Consider the following 15,784-nt stretch of genomic DNA (forward strand, 5'->3'; position numbering starts at 1 on the left):
GTGCTCGACTCCTATGGGATAAGCGGGAAGGCTGAGACCCCGCAGGCTTGCCGAGGAGGCTCAGGTCTCGCCCCATGGAAAGCGAGCATCCTGTAGTGGAAATCAACATCACTCTACTCCTTTTACGAAAATTTGGTAATTTAATTGACAAGGTTGTTTTTCGACAGCGTAAAAACGTCGGGTCCAATGATCCGACGTTTTCTATTATTCTATTAAATTGTTTATTGAATGTTTAAATCCTTCAAAATGTCTGTTAAAGTTTCACCTTTAATTTTCGTTTTACCTTTAGGAACGTCTTGGACATCAGGGTTTGGTGTTAAATAATTCTTTTGAACAAAACTCATATCCTTTGCGTCAACAATCCCATCGAAATTAATATCGGCTGCACGCTTGTTAGTGCCCCAGTATGTTTTAATATAATCAGCATCTAACAGGTCGATTACGTCATCGTTATTTACATCTCCACCCATTACTGGAGCATATAAAATGTAGGACAGTCTACCAACAACATCACCTTTCGTCACATCATACAAATCATTAACTGTTACATGACGGTCGAAATGTCCTGGAATTTTAACTGTTAAATCATAATCTTCATTTGTAGCTGGAAGATTTTTAACAAAGTATCGTGCACTACTGTTAAATTCTCCAGTATAAGTCTTTCCGTTTTTTGAAACTAATTTTAAACTCATGCCAGCTTTAGAAAAATCTTTGTTGTAGTCTAACCAAATACCCCAGTTATCTAAAAATCCATCTGCAAGTATACCGCCTTCAAGTTGAGAGTAAGTTGGTACGATATTTATTCCTTGACCAAAGCCTTGAATTGCCGTAGGTGCTTGATTTAAGGAGAATGCAGTAGATTTTGTGAGATCAATAGTTTGAATCCATTTAATATATGTGCTTGGTTTTTCTTTTACTTTAAAAGTAATATCGATTAATGGCATGTTCGTTTGGATTGGCTGAATTGAGTCTCCTGATAATTGAGTGTTAAGTGTAATTTTACTTGCGGTCTGCTCAATGATTTTAAGATCGGCATTTAAGCCATGTGACTTAGCATAAGAAACATAATCCTTATTTAATGATACATTTGCAACGTCGTATGCTGTTGAAGGGAATGTTAATGTAAATTCTCCACCTGTTAAATCTTTAACATTATTTGCACTTAGTGATAGCGTTACATTTTCACCATATTTCACATCATTTTTGTTTGCGACTAGTTTTGCATATGGTAGTCCTTTTTTAACAAGTGTGTATGAGAAATCAGGGTGATCCTGCATTCCGTTTCCTGCGTAGTCATAGGTGTCAAGACTAATTTTTGTTACATCTTTACCGTCTAATAGATTAGTTTTAAATTCAAAGTCACCATTCTTTTCAATTTTTAAAGGTGTTGATGAGAATTTTGTTTTATTAATTAAGTTAACCATGTTGGAAGACTGATCCCATTTAAATCCATTTTGATTCATGATATCTACTTGTTGGTCATATATGTTACCTTTTACAGTCATACCATCTGGAGTTATTTCATAAACTCCACCTGGTTGCTGCATTTTTACGATTGGGTTAGTATTTTCAATATAAAATACATCAGACTTTTTAAATGTTTTACCTTCTCTGTTTGTAGCGATTAGTTCTAATTCATATTTTCCTGGAGGAGCAAGCCTTTTTGAATATGAAATTGGATGATCCTTATGACCCGTAAATGCACTATAAAGTCCATTAAATCCGTATTCAGTTTCAAACATACTATCTTCAGTGAAAAGACCCTCATATGAATCAACAAGTCCTAGCTCTTTTCCTGTTTTCGCATCTTTTAAAACCAGATCTACAGTTTCCATTGGACTATTAAGGGAGAATTGAATGGCTGTTCCGGATGGGAAACTATGATTTAAATCACGTCGTGTTGTAAAGGCGTCTTCATAAGCATTAATTGAATTAATGCCTTCTTGTAAATGCTTGAAACCAAACGGTATTTGGTAAACTTCATCAGGATTGCTATTGCTTGTAATATAAATATAGCCTTCGTAGATACCAAATTCAGCAGTATCAGGAATATGAATTGTTGGTTTGATTTTTATTGTTTTATTGGCATTCAGTGTCACCGTATCTGGAACATCTAATGTAATATTGTTAGCTGAAGCATCTTTAGCTCCTTTTACATTTTGATTAAACTTAACTTGAACATTAAATGTTTTCTTTTTGTTACTTGTATTTGAAATAGAAACTACTCGAGAGTCTGTTTTTTCCTTACCTGCAGTAACTTGTGGTCCGAAGCTTAATGCTCCTGTAACGTCTGGTATAGTTATATCTTGACCATCTTTTGTGCTGATCGTTTTATCTAGTACCTTGATATGCAAGTCAGAATGAACTGCTTCATAAACATCAATTCTTCCTGCACCTACTTCAAATACACTATAATCTTTTTGTAGTTTATCGGCTGTATTCATTAAAGCTGCTTTTACATCTTCTGGTTTGTATTCTGGATGTTTTTGTAAAAGAAGGGCAGCAGCTCCAGCAACGTGAGGAGTAGCCATTGATGTTCCAGATGCACTCATATATGCGTTCGTATAATCAGTCAGATGATTTGGTCCGTTTTGATAAGCAGGTACACTTGAAAATACAGCAACTCCTGGTGCAGTAACTTCTGGTTTAATATCATAAAATCTATTTGAAGGACCACGTGAACTAAAATCAGCTAATGTATCTCCACTAGTTTTCATTTCACCAATTGAGTTTAAAGTGAAGGTCGCATTACCTTGATTTACTTTATCTACAACTTTTAATCCTTGTTCGTTTGTCATTGTAAATGAAGGGATAAAGTCAAATCCGTTTCCAAGATAATGAGGAATTTGGCCTTCTGTTGGGTTATTATTGTACATTAAAACTGCTTTTGCACCATGTTTCTTTGCTAGCATTACTTTTTCATTTAAGCTAAGGATTCCACGCTCAATTAGAGCGATTTTACCATTTACATCTTTGCCACTATAATCACTTTCGCTATTTCCTAGACCGACAAACACGATTGGTAGAGTTTGATTTTTAAGAGTATTTAAATCATCATCGTAACTCTTTGCAAGTAGTTTTAAATTTGATAAGGAAAGATTATCATTTGAACTAACTGTGCCAGTAGCTGTAGGGATCGTCATTGAAAAATCACTTGCACCAACTGTTAAAGCTAGAGGAGAAGTACCAGGTGAACCAAGTGAATACAAATCACTACCAGAGTTACCAGCTGCTATAACAGCAGTCGTTCCAGCTAAAACTGCATTATTGATTGCGATTGCATTTGGATCAAGAGGGTCGTTATAATTTGAACCTAAAGATAGATTAATAACATCCATTCCGTCTGCTACTGCTTTATCGATTCCAGCGATGATGTTACTTGAGGATCCTGATCCATATGGTCCAAGCACTTTGTATGCATATAGATCAACTCCAGGTGCAACGCCTGTAACTGCATAATCTGTTTTATTTTTACCTTGCCCCGCAATCGTTCCAGATACATGAGTTCCATGGGAAGTATAGTATGTAGATCCAGCTAACGCATTGATTTCAGGTTGTCCAGATTTTTTCCAATCGTCGTATGTTGTTTCCATTGGATCAGAATCGTTATTCACGAAATCATATCCACCTTTATAGACGTCTTTTAAATCTGGGTGATTATAATCTATCCCAGTATCAATTACAGCAACTTTAACACCTTTTCCAGTAATTCCTTCTTCGTGAAGTTTTGTTGCACCGATATTTTCAGTACTATCTTCTGCGGGAGAGTGACTACTTGACTCGTTTGCTTGAATCTCTGTAGGAGATGGATCATCTATTGTGATTACTTTATCTTCAAATATTGCTTTTACTTCATCCATCGCAAGAATAGTATGTACTTCATTACCTGGTACAGTCATTGCAACACCGTTAAAAGCTTGGCGGTACTCTTTGTGAATTTGCATAGTTGAGACGGCTTTTTTTGCTTGTCCAATTTTCTGTTTAAAATTTTGATGTGATTTTTCTACTTTATTTTTTGCCTCATCTAATGAGACTTCAATTCCGTTTTCTTCGTTTTTCTTAATATCCGTTTTAGCAGGGTCTTGGGCAAATTGAACAATGATGCTTACTGGTTTATTACTCGTCGTATCAAGCTTAGGTGATAAATACTTTTCTTGATCGGCCGTTTCAACGCCGTTATGTACTCGATTTCGATCCTCTTTTGTTAAATTTTTTAAATACTGCTCTACGTTTGATCTGCCACCTTGAGAAGTAGAATTAACAGATGCAAAAGTATGACTAGAAAATAACAAACTAGCTGCAATAAAACTAGTAGATACAACCTTGAGTGGCATTACTAAAGTGCTTTTCAAATACAATACACCCCTTCAATTTTATGTTAAGGAATTAACCTTATAGTCTGATTATTAAGAAAACTTAATAACCAGTCAATTGGGTTATTTATTCCTTATAAAATCAACGTTTTTCTCAATTAAGGATATAAATCTTTCAAAACTCATAAGAAAATTGTTCAAAAAAGCCAGAAAACATAATAAAAAAATGAATTTTGTCGAGTTTAAACGTTTCCTATTGAACGAAGTATGTGATTTTTCACGTTAATGATTTAATGATTTTTAGAAAATGGTAATAAATAGCATAATTTTTCTACATTTAACAAATTTTAAATAGTAATAAATAAATTGATAGGTGATTGATATGCGATTGGGTTATCCAAAGAGAAGTAGGCAATCAAAGGAAGTTAAAGCTCCAGTTGTTTTATCATCCGATTTACATAAAAATTTACAAAATATAAATCATGAATTGCAGTATTGTGCAGATTTAATCGTTAGAGAATTTGAGGTTGGAGAAACCAAAAAAAGAAAAATGGCACTAGTACATCTTCAAGGTATTTCAAATGGTGACACAATCAGTCAATTTATCGTTGATCCAATTCTACATAAATGGAAAAACATGATATTAGATAATTTAAGCGAAATTAATTTCTTCAATGAAATGAAAGATAATACGTTTGATGTTCCACAAGTTAAAACTGAAAATGAATGGAATAACATAATGATGGCAGTTTTAAATGGAGATACAGCAATATTTATTGATAATCAACTAAAAGTATTGCTGATTGATACGAAAAGTGGACAATTTCGTTCCGTTTCAGAGTCAACTGGACAAACGATTATTCGTGGTCCTAAAGATAGTTTTACTGAATCAATTGCTACTAATATGTCACTTCTACGTTACCGACTTCGAAGTGCTCAATTTAAAATGGAAATGATTAAAGTTGGTGATGTTACGAATACGAGTGTAGTAATCTCTTATCTTGATGACAAGGTTGATCAAGATATTTTACATACTATAAAAGAAAAACTAAAGAATGCTAAAGTTAATGGAGTTTTAGAATCAATAAATATAGAATATCTTATTGAATCAAAACCCTTAAGTCCATTTCCAACTGTCTTGGACAGTGAAAGACCTGATGTAATTGCCGCAAATTTATTAGAAGGTAGAATTGGAATTATTGTAGATGGTAGTCCAATGGGGCTAGTACTTCCAGCAACCTTACCTATGTTTTTCCAATCGCCTGATGATTATAATCAACGATATATTGTTGGAACCTTTTTAAGATTTTTGAGATTTACAGCATTTTTTACATCATTATTAGTTTCAGCATTATATCTTGCATTAATTACACACCATCGTTCGATGATCCCAACACCGTTATTAGTTAGTCTTGCAGCTCAAAGAGAAAGTGTACCGTTTCCTGCGATCGTTGAGTTATTGCTAATGGAATTTGCTTTTGAAATCATTAGGGAAGCTAGTATTCGTAGCCCAAGGGTTCTTGCATCAACTGTATCAATAGTTGGTGCACTTGTAATAGGGCAAGCTGTTGTACAAGCGGGAATTATATCTACTGCAATGATTATCTTTGTCTCAATTACTGGTATTTCAAGTTTTACTCTTCCTTATTATAGTGTTGCTGCATCTGCAAGACTACTGAGATATTTATTTATTTTAAGTGCAGGAATTGCTGGGTTGTATGGAATTGCATTAATGTTTTTATTTTGGCTAGTTCATTTAAATACACTGGATTCATTTGGAGTGCCATATTTAATGCCAGTATCCCCATTATCAATTAGAGATAATGAAGATAATTTTATCCGTCTACCTTGGAAAAATTTAAAGACTTCAAGTAAAGATTTTGTCCCAGAATCAACAAGGATGAGAAAACAACAAAAAAATAAAAACGGTGAAGACAATGAATCGTAATCTTAAATTAAAGTTAATAATATCCGTTTTTTTGCTACTATCAGGCTGTAGTAATTATATGGAGTTAAATAAAATTTCATTTATTACGGGATTAGGTGTCGATTGGACTGACAAATCTAATTTTAAAGTTACTTTACAAGTCATTAATCCAACTGATTTAGCTACAGGTCAAAATGGTGGTGGCAATTCTTCACCAGTCATTCTTTATACAAGTACTGGGAAAACATTATCAGAAGCAATTAGAGAAGCAGGAAAAAAAATAACGAAGAACAAAGACTTTACTCATGTTGGATTAACTGTAATAGGTGAGAATGCAGCAAAGCATGGTATAGAAGAAATAGTAGACGCTATTATTCGGGAACCAAGAGTCTCTGCTTTTATGTCTGTTCTTGTAGCTAAAAATTCAACAGCCGAACAGATCTTAAATACAATGACACCTATTAATAAAGTTTCATCAGCAGAAATGGTTTCAAAAATCCAAAGCGTTAATTTTTCATTAGGTGAAAGTGTCAATCCAAATGTATTTGAATTAGGTGAAGATCTGACCTATTCAGGGAAAGAGATTGCGATTAGTGGAGTTGAAATTGTTAACGAAAATAAAGAAAAAAATACGTTATCAAATTTACAAACGATGGAACCAGCCGAAACTAAAATTGATGACTTAGCATTATTTCGAGGTAGTAAACTAGTTGGTTGGATTTCTGGACGTGATGTAAGAGGAATTTTAATGGTATTGGATAAAATTCAACAAACGAATTTTGCCATACCTTGCGGAATTAATAAATATAGCTCTCTTCGGTTACATGCTCAAAAAATAAAATCAGATGTGAAAGTTAAGGGAAATATCCCGATTATTAACATTGATAATACGCTCCTAACATTACTTGATGAAACTGGTTGTTCAATCAATATTGAAAGCGTTCAAGATTTAATAAAGATTGAAAAACAAGCTGCAAAAGTAGTTAAGCACCAAATTGAGCATAGTATTAAATCTGCTCAAAACTATAAGAGTGATGTCTTTGGATTCGGTGATATGATTCATACACATAATCCAAAAAAATGGCAAAAGATGAAAAGTAATTGGGCAGAAGATTTTGCAAATGCAAAAGTAAATGTGAAAACGACGGTCATAATTAAGCGAAGTGGATTACTAGGAGATCCTGTTATCATGGAGAAGAAATAAGGTGAAATAATGCAAAATATGAGATTTAATTCAGAGCAGTTATTTAGTTTATTGGCAATTTATTTAATAGGAAGTGCTGTTGCAGTTGACCCTGCACAAAAAGTTGGAAGGGATGCCTGGCTAGCAATTTTAATTAGCCTTGTTGGTGGATTACTCTTATTAAGTTTATATTTAGGAATATATAAAAATAACCCGTCTAACTCATTAATCAAGTCCTTACAAAAAGCATGGGGAAAATATTTAGGCGGCTTAGTTGGAATATTATATGTTGTTTATTGTATTTATATTGCATCAAGGGTTATGAGAGATTTTGCCGAGCTTATTTTAACGATTGCATTAGATAATACAGGTTTATTCACAATTTCAATGTTAATGTTGTTTCTTATGATTTATACGGTAATGAAAGGATTTACGAGCTTTGCTAGGACGGTTTGGATTTGTTTTCTATTAAGTGGAATTATCGTTTTTATTCTCATCTTTTCTCAATTATTAACTGGATTTTTAAATTTTTCTCATTTAAAACCTATCCTTGAATACGGATGGAAACCAGTTTTAAAATCAACATTTCCAACAACTATAACATTCCCATTTGGGGAGTCAATAATATTTTTATTGTTGCTACAACACTATGATCAACCAAAAAATGCATACAAAATAAGCTATTTAGCAATGATTTATGCTGGGATCTTTCTAACAATATCGACGATTATACATATTGCAAATTTAGGTGAAATTATTTTTAAAGCTTCAACATTCCCGGTACTTTCAAGCGTATCATTAATTAACATAGGTGATTTTTTTACAAGATTAGAGTCTCTAGCGGTAATTGTTTTTGTTATTTTAGGTTTTATTAAAATATCAATTTTATTTTTTGGAGCAGTAGTAGGGACTATGGAAATATTTAATTTAAAAGATGATTGGTTAATTACATTTTTAATAGGCATTATGATTATATTTTTCAGCATATTTACAACTGTTTCATACGCACAGCATGTTTATATAGGACTTGAATTAGTCCCTAAATATCTCCATGTACCGTTTCAAATTATATTGCCGCTTATCTTATTTGTAACATTAAAGATTCAAAATAAATTATCCCTTTCTTAGTTTAAGAACCATAGTTAAACAAAAATAGAGAATGAAATAACCGACCATTATTTTATCAAGAGTTAAAAAACCTACTTTATTATAAGAAAGGGCTAAAGTTAAATAATGTAAATCAAAACCTTGTAATAATGTAAGTATGTAAATGAACAGGAAACAAAAAAATGATAACAAAACAAAGATCAATATTTCTTTCATGCATAACACTCCTTTTAATGAGTATTATGAGGAATTTTAGGTTGTTTTACTCATCTGATAAAGAAGTAAAAGGAAAGTCCTAAAGTGTAGTATTAGCTCATTACTCTTTAGGATTTTTTTAATTGCAAATAGGTTCATGTTTGTTTTTTTAATAAAAAAATTAATAGAAATTTTGTTGTATTTAATTTAAAGAGATTAAGTAAACTGTATAAAGTAATCTTAAAAGATTATTATTCTTACTTCCTAATTTAATTAGTAGATTAGCCGTCTCTAAACATGTACATATTCATAGATTAACAGTGGATAAGTATTATTTGGGAGGTATCATTTTTGGACGCTTTTTTTAGTGATTTAGTAAAAAAAGTAATTGCAAATTACCCTTTAGAAGTAAAACATGAATCTTTAAAATACATTGATGAAAAAAAAGCTGAGTGGCCCATTGATACAAATATCGGTGAAGTTTTATTAAAGAAAGTTTTAATTGATGAAAAATATATTGAATTCATGATTTATGCAATTGACTATCTTAGAGATAATGGCGTCTTTACACCAGAAGTATTAACAACCAAATTAGGTGACGGTTTTGTAAAGATGAAAGATGAATATTTTATGTTATTTGAAGCTGTTAATGGGAGAAGACCAAATTTTGAGAGTGAAGAAGATCTTATTCTGTTGATGAATGGGCTTGCTTCTTTTCATAAAGCTTCAATAGGCATAGAATTAACAACTGAGCAAGTTTCAATTATTCAGTCAAATTGGAAAAAAGATTTACAAAATAAATTTTTAAAATTAACAAAATGGAAAGAAGAACGAGCTAAGTTAAAGCATCAAAATGAAATCGATAAGCTGTATTTAAAAAATATAAACACAGTTTTAATGCAATGTGAAAAAGCTTTAGCAATAATTGATAAATATATTGCAGAAGAGGTAGAAGAGAAAGCGAAAACATTATGCTACCTAAATTTTAATGTAGATGATCTTACAATCGGAGAAGACGGGAATTTATATTTCTTAAATATGAGTTCTTTAAATATCGAATTACCGATTCATGATATGAGAAGAATTTTAAATATCGCAATGAAAGAAAAAAATTGTAATGCAAAGTTAATGAAGAAAATAATCATCGCATATCAGGAAATCAATCCGTTATCTTGTATACAGTACCAGCGACTTAAAGCTGATTTATTGTTTCCTCATTTATTTTATGACGTATTTTCGGCACATTACGAAAACAAGGATACACTATGGGGTGATCCTAGTTTAGTTTTAAAAATGAAAAAAATAATTACATTTGAATTTAATAAAGAAAGAGTGATTTCTTCATTCTTTGTCCGAACAAATGAAGTACTTAATGATCGATAAAACTTCAACTTCAATAAAAAATAAAGCTCAATTCCATTTATGGATTCGAGCTTTATTTTTTATTTATTTTTTTTCTTGCCAATCATACCATAATCTCTGATTGTAATGTGAACATCATAGTTTATTTTAGCTTTACTAAATAGTTCATCCCAATTCTTACTCATTTTTTTCCATTGTTTTGGGTATTGAATTCTTACTTCGTTTCCAAATCCAGCAACATCTGTTTTATATTCATTTTGAAGCTTTTTTGTTACATTTTCTACTAATTTTGTGACTTCAACTGCAGTTGCTTTTTCAATCCTTTTAACATTTTTCTCTTCAAATACAGGTCTTAACTTAGGATTCCAATACTCTGCTATTCTACCTTCTGAATCAATTTTTACGTCAAAAGAGATTTTGTTACCTTTTATATGAGGTGTAACTTTACTTTTTATTAATTCATTTTGAAACCAAGTCGGGCCATCTGATTTTTTCGTGTATGCCTTTACCGCTCCGCCCTTCCCTTGTGCCGTGATCCAATTAACTCCTTCTACTTCTAGTGGATTAAGAGAGCCAATCATTTTATTTTTTTTACCATTAAAAATTGCACCGCCAGAAAACTTAACACCTTTATCAGTTGTTTCTAATAATTGAAGGAGAAAACTAGAACCAGAATTCATTAATCCACCAATTTTTATTAATGGTGTTTTACTGACAATTATTGAAGTTAATGATTGGTCTGCAATTTCAACGATTCGTAATGACGGAATGACATTTGGTTCTTTCGTTTCTAATACTTTTGAGGCTTCACCTTTTGCAATGAAAATTAGCGTACTTCCGCGAATATCGATATCACGAAAATATAAATCAGTAAGCTCTCGGAGGTTTATTTCTCTAGCAAGTTCTTCACTAATAACAATGCATTTTTGATGTGCTCCAAAAATGTAACCATTTCTCTTTAAAGTAGTATCCCATCCTGTAGGTTCTAACGATATGCCTTCACCAATCACATTTATATATGGTTTCGATACATTATCTCCACCAGACTTTGTATCCAATGCCTCAGGAACGACATATTGTAGGGTCGATTTTAATTTTCCTTCACCGTCTTTATCTAGCGAAGAACCTACGATAATGTTTAAGTCCTCAATTGGCCTACTACTCCAGCAACCCGATAATAAAATTAGGAGAATACTATTAGAAATTAAACATATAACGATTCGTTTTAACCTACATTTTCTCATTTAATTTTTTCCTCACAGATGAAATCACTAGTAGGATAAGTGGGACGATCCCAAATAAATAAAATGCTGTATTACCGATTGTATCGGCCATTGTAAAAGTTTGATTTATATCTTTAGGAATCATTGCAATAATATAAATAAATGGTAATGTGCCAAAAAGAAAAGGTTTCATATTTTTTTTATGTAAAACTTGAACCATTCCAAGCGCACAAATATACAATGCGATGATATAGGTAGCAAAAATTTGCATAATCCAAATAACTAGAAGTAATGAGTCAAATCTTTCTACAAATAGCCCCTGAATATCATAGCTGCGAATATAAGTGAGTACGGGCCAAGTTTGTAATAAAACACCGTTTACTGAGAATGCTCCGACTACAGCAACGACAGTAATTGTATAAAAAACAAATGGAATACCGATCCCTAACATAATTGATTTTGATACCTTCGACTTATCCTTCATAAACATAAAAATAAATAAAATCACTTCAAAGCCTGAAAATGAAAGGGAAGTTGTTTTAAGTCCATTAAGGACGGGTTTGAAACCATTTCCAAGAACTGGACGTAGGTTGTCTATTTCAATAATGCCTATTCCTAAAAAAATAACTAATAGAAAAAATAATACAGTGATTGGAAAAATAATTTCCAATATCCTAGCGATTGGGTTGATCCCTCCTAGAACTATATATAACCCAATCCACAAGAACGGAATTAAAATAGCCCAAGAAGGAGTACCTTGTAGTAAGAATAAACGTGTAGTTTCTGCCATTACTCGAACCTCTAAAGCTGAAATGCAAATATAATAGATGATAATAATGATACATAATGGGATTGCTAACCATTTACCAATTATTTTTTGCGTAAATTGAAAATATGTTTCGTTAGGATATTGTTTACACAGCATGACTAATAAAAATACTAACAAGGTAATAAGCAAACCAGATACCATAACGGCAATCCAACCGTCTGGCGTTTTTACTTTGTCAGTAATCGTTCGCGGTAGGATTAAAATACCTGCACCAAATATGAAATTTACAAAAAACATAACAGTTTGATTTGTTGATATTCGATCAATAGGCTCTGAATTCATAACCTAGAACTCCTCCTTTCTTAAGTTATTTCATCCTTCTTGTTTTTTTTGCTTGCAGGCTTTTAGGACGATTTTTCAACATAAATAAAGGAGCTCTTACGACAAAATCTTTCCAATCACCAAATCGAATAGGAGCAGCAGGACTTAGATAAGGGACCCCAAAACTTTTTAGTGTTACTAAATGACTACATAGTAATAGGAAAAATAAAATGACGCCATATAAACCAAATACACTTGCAAAAAGCATCGATAAAAAACGAAGCATACGAAGTGCAATTCCTACATTATATTGTGGTAATGTAAATGAGGAAATTGCTGTTACTGCAACGACAATAACCATAATTGTACTGACAATTCCTGCTTCAACTGCAGCCTGACCGATAATTAACCCTCCAACAATTCCTAAAGATTGCCCAATTGGTTTAGGCAAACGCAAACCGGCTTCCCTTAATACCTCGATCGAGATTTCCATTATAAGTGCTTCAATTAACGGAGGAAATGGTACGCCACCTCTAGTTGCTGCTATATGAAATACTAGCTTTGTCGGAATTAGTCCTTGATGAAACGAAATAAATGCAATGTACAAAGATGGAGCAAATAAAGCAATAAAACATGAAAGATAGCGTAATAATCGAACTAAAGTAGCTGCAAACCATCTTTCATAATAATCCTCAGGAGATTGTAATAACATCTGAAAAGTTACAGGAGCAATAAGTGCAAATGGTGAACCATCCAATATAATGGCTACTCTACCTTCCATTAAAGCACTCATAACCCGATCAGGACGTTCAGTACTTTGAATCTGAGGAAAAGGACTTAAATAGTCATCTTCTATTAATTGTTCTATATAACCAGAGTCTGGAACGCTATCAATTTCAATTCTTTTTATTCTTTTTTTTACTTCCTCGATAATCTCAGAATTCGCAATCGTTGAGATGTATGCTATAACTAATTGTTTTTTTGAAACTTCACCAATTTCAAATCCTAGCATTGTTAAATCTGGATTTTTTCCAGCACGCCTTAACATGGCCGTATTATCAGCTAAGCTTTCAACAAAGCCAAGTCTTGGTCCACGAACAAGTGCCTCAGAATCAGGTTCCTTTACTTCTCTAGTTTTTGTTAGTGCTTCGCCGATTAAAAAACATTCAGAAATACCATCTACTAACAAACCAATTGAACCAAATAGAACATCTGTTTTTAATTTTTTAAAAGTAGTGACTTCTTCAATTGTACAAACAGTGAGTGATTTCTCTTTAATACATTTTTTAATTTCTTTTAGATTTAAAGATTGCCCATTATTTTTATAATTGGTGGCAATGGCAGTAAGTCCCGTCATTAATTCGCCCAATATATGCTTTTGAATTAATTCTGCATTAGATAAGCCATCAATAAAAATAATTGCTACTTGAATATCTGTTTCACCTAATAAAAATTCTCTAAATTTAACATCAGAATTATGTCCAATTTCATTAAAAATCCAATCCAAATTTACTTGGAGATCACTGGATAAGATTTCATTACTATTTTGAGATTCATTATTTAGAGATGCCATATTTTCTGAGATTTTATTGGATCTCCAACGCTTCATTTAAATCACTCTTTCTCCATAATATGAACCCATTTGAAAAATTTTGATAATCCTACAGGAACGATAAAGGTAACAAAAGCTTGTATGAAAATCGGATACTCCGGAATAAATGAAATAATTTTCTTGAACATTTAATACACCCCAATATTTAAAATGATAAAGGTATTATTTCCCACTATAGGAAAAGAATGCGTAAAGGATAGGAAAAGTATTATACATACTGAACTAAAAACAATTGATAAAGAAACAGAATTTAAATAATTAATCAATTTTAATAAAAAATTGAATATTTCCTATTTTAAAAAAATGACAAAATAGTATAATAAACCTAGTAGATTACGTGTGATTTTACCTGATTTTCCATTTTTCATCTAGATAAAATGGAGGAATCGTTGAAATAAAAGATCTTACCGAGTATGGAGAGGAAAGCTTATGAATCAGATACTTCTATATGATTTTCTTACATTTATGAATGATAAAAATTGGAATAAAGCTGATTTGGCTAAATATTCTGGAATCCATATTAGTGATATTAGTAGAGTATTTAATAATAAAAAGCCTCTTTCTTTGCATTATTTAGATGCAATTACAGAAGCGTTCGGTTTACCAGAAGGGTATTTTTACTCAAGCTATACACAACTATGCTTTAATCAGAATCGATATTTAGATAAACGAAGAAGTGTAGCGTTTATTTATAAATGTGCAATAAATGGATTTGATAAAGAGTTAGACTTTATTATTTCTGAAATGTTAGAGGAGAAATCTAAGACAATTCGTACAAAAAATTTACAAAATTTATATGAAATAGCTGAAAAGTTATTTGCTGAAGGGAAAGAAAAAGAGGCTTTGCCTTTATATGAAATCATTATAGATCACATGCCAGATCAAACAGCAGAGGAAGTTGCTATTAGTTATTTTAGAAAGTACTATTTAAATAGGCTAACAGAGGAAGGACCAGCAACTCTTGTTCATGTTCTAGAATATGTGAGCTATATGCCAGATGATTTTCAGGAATTAACGATTTTATGGATTACGGCAACCTACTATATGTTAAAACAATGGGACAAAGTTCTTCATTATGCTAAGCGATTAGAAAAAATGGCGAAAAATGAAAAACATTATGGCTATGCATTAGTATATCAAGGCTTTGCTTTGAATAGGTTAAGTAATTCTTTAGATGAAGTGCTTGAAATAATAAAAAAGTATGGTAAGATAAATGATTTTTTTGCTGAGGCTGCAATCGGTAATCGTTATGTTACATTACTAGACTTTGGTGAACTACATTATGCTGATGAATACTACGATTGGATTAAAGATCGAGATGATTTATATGTAGGCATTCCGAGAATTATTGAATCCTATGTAAAGTTAGGGAGATTAGAAGATGCTTCAACTTTAATCAATCATCATGAAAAAGTAATTAATGAAATGGCCAATAGTTCAAATATGTATAAACAACAAATGTATTTGGACTTTTGCTATGCACAGTCAATTTTAAAATGTGAAAATAAGCAATATATTGAAGGCTTAAATGATTTAATAAATGTAGCTAGAAAAGTTAAAAACGTAGGTATAATTGAAAAATTTAAACTATGTTTATTATCAATTTGGCACTATCGAGATCATTTAACAGATCAATTAAATGAGGATTATATTCAAATGTTAAGTGATGATAAGAATCAGGCGAGTAATTTGTATGCAATGAGCACTTAACCAGTCTATTAGACTGACCGAAAAAAGATCGCTTCATCTTCTGATTGAGGTGACTCCACTAA

The 15,784-nt window shown here is 31.9% G+C and carries 10 protein-coding genes; 5 read left to right on the forward strand and 5 right to left on the reverse strand.

Annotation, left to right across the window (positions count from 1 at the left end; all coding sequences use genetic code 11):
• Positions 1 to 221: 221 nt before the first annotated feature.
• On the reverse strand, positions 222 to 4,352 hold the full coding sequence (locus BED47_RS21810) for a S8 family serine peptidase (protein WP_069035435.1): 4,131 nt from the start codon (positions 4,350 to 4,352) through the stop codon (positions 222 to 224).
• Positions 4,353 to 4,695: 343 nt separating this feature from the next.
• Here BED47_RS21810 and BED47_RS21815 point away from each other — a divergent pair, with 343 nt between their 5' ends.
• The 4 genes from BED47_RS21815 to BED47_RS21835 all read left to right on the forward strand — a co-directional run bounded on the left by BED47_RS21815 (position 4,696) and on the right by BED47_RS21835 (position 10,108).
• Positions 4,696 to 6,261, forward strand: coding sequence for a spore germination protein (locus BED47_RS21815; protein WP_069035436.1), 1,566 nt, complete (start codon positions 4,696 to 4,698; stop codon positions 6,259 to 6,261).
• The gene (locus tag BED47_RS21820; RefSeq protein ID WP_069035437.1) at positions 6,251 to 7,444 is read left to right on the forward strand and encodes a Ger(x)C family spore germination protein; all 1,194 of its coding nucleotides are present in this window, start codon (positions 6,251 to 6,253) and stop codon (positions 7,442 to 7,444) included. Before BED47_RS21815 ends, BED47_RS21820 begins: the two co-directional genes overlap by 11 nt.
• Positions 7,445 to 7,453: 9 nt before the next feature.
• Positions 7,454 to 8,551 carry a GerAB/ArcD/ProY family transporter gene (locus tag BED47_RS21825; protein ID WP_069035438.1) on the forward strand — a complete coding sequence of 366 codons (1,098 nt, stop codon included), beginning with the start codon at positions 7,454 to 7,456 and terminating at the stop codon, positions 8,549 to 8,551.
• A gap of 525 nt (positions 8,552 to 9,076) precedes the next feature.
• A complete protein-coding gene (locus BED47_RS21835) occupies positions 9,077 to 10,108 on the forward strand; it encodes a CotS family spore coat protein (protein ID WP_069035440.1) in 1,032 nt (343 codons plus the stop codon).
• Between the two features lie 59 nt (positions 10,109 to 10,167).
• On the opposite strand, the gene BED47_RS21840 is transcribed toward BED47_RS21835, so the two are convergent.
• From BED47_RS21840 to BED47_RS24470, 4 genes are read right to left on the reverse strand one after another with little or no spacing between them, the layout of a single operon-like run.
• A complete protein-coding gene (locus BED47_RS21840; protein WP_069035441.1) occupies positions 10,168 to 11,331 on the reverse strand; it encodes a Ger(x)C family spore germination protein in 1,164 nt (387 codons plus the stop codon).
• Positions 11,318 to 12,421 carry a GerAB/ArcD/ProY family transporter gene (locus BED47_RS21845; RefSeq protein ID WP_069035442.1) on the reverse strand — a complete coding sequence of 368 codons (1,104 nt, stop codon included), beginning with the start codon at positions 12,419 to 12,421 and terminating at the stop codon, positions 11,318 to 11,320. The genes BED47_RS21840 and BED47_RS21845 overlap by 14 nt, the downstream gene beginning before the upstream one ends.
• A 25-nt stretch (positions 12,422 to 12,446) precedes the next feature.
• Positions 12,447 to 14,009 carry a spore germination protein gene (locus BED47_RS21850; RefSeq protein ID WP_069035443.1) on the reverse strand — a complete coding sequence of 521 codons (1,563 nt, stop codon included), beginning with the start codon at positions 14,007 to 14,009 and terminating at the stop codon, positions 12,447 to 12,449.
• Positions 14,010 to 14,014: 5 nt separating this feature from the next.
• Entirely contained in the window at positions 14,015 to 14,140 is a 126-nt protein-coding gene (locus tag BED47_RS24470; RefSeq protein ID WP_091021959.1) for a hypothetical protein, read from the reverse strand.
• 301 nt (positions 14,141 to 14,441) lie between these two features.
• Between BED47_RS24470 and BED47_RS21855 the strand changes: the two genes are divergently transcribed.
• Complete coding sequence (locus BED47_RS21855) at positions 14,442 to 15,722, forward strand: helix-turn-helix domain-containing protein (protein WP_069035444.1); 1,281 nt, start codon at positions 14,442 to 14,444, stop codon at positions 15,720 to 15,722.
• Positions 15,723 to 15,784 lie beyond the last annotated feature (62 nt).

The sequence above is a fragment of the Gottfriedia luciferensis genome, from assembly GCF_001712755.1.
Lineage (GTDB): Bacteria > Bacillota > Bacilli > Bacillales > Bacillaceae_G > Gottfriedia > Gottfriedia luciferensis_B.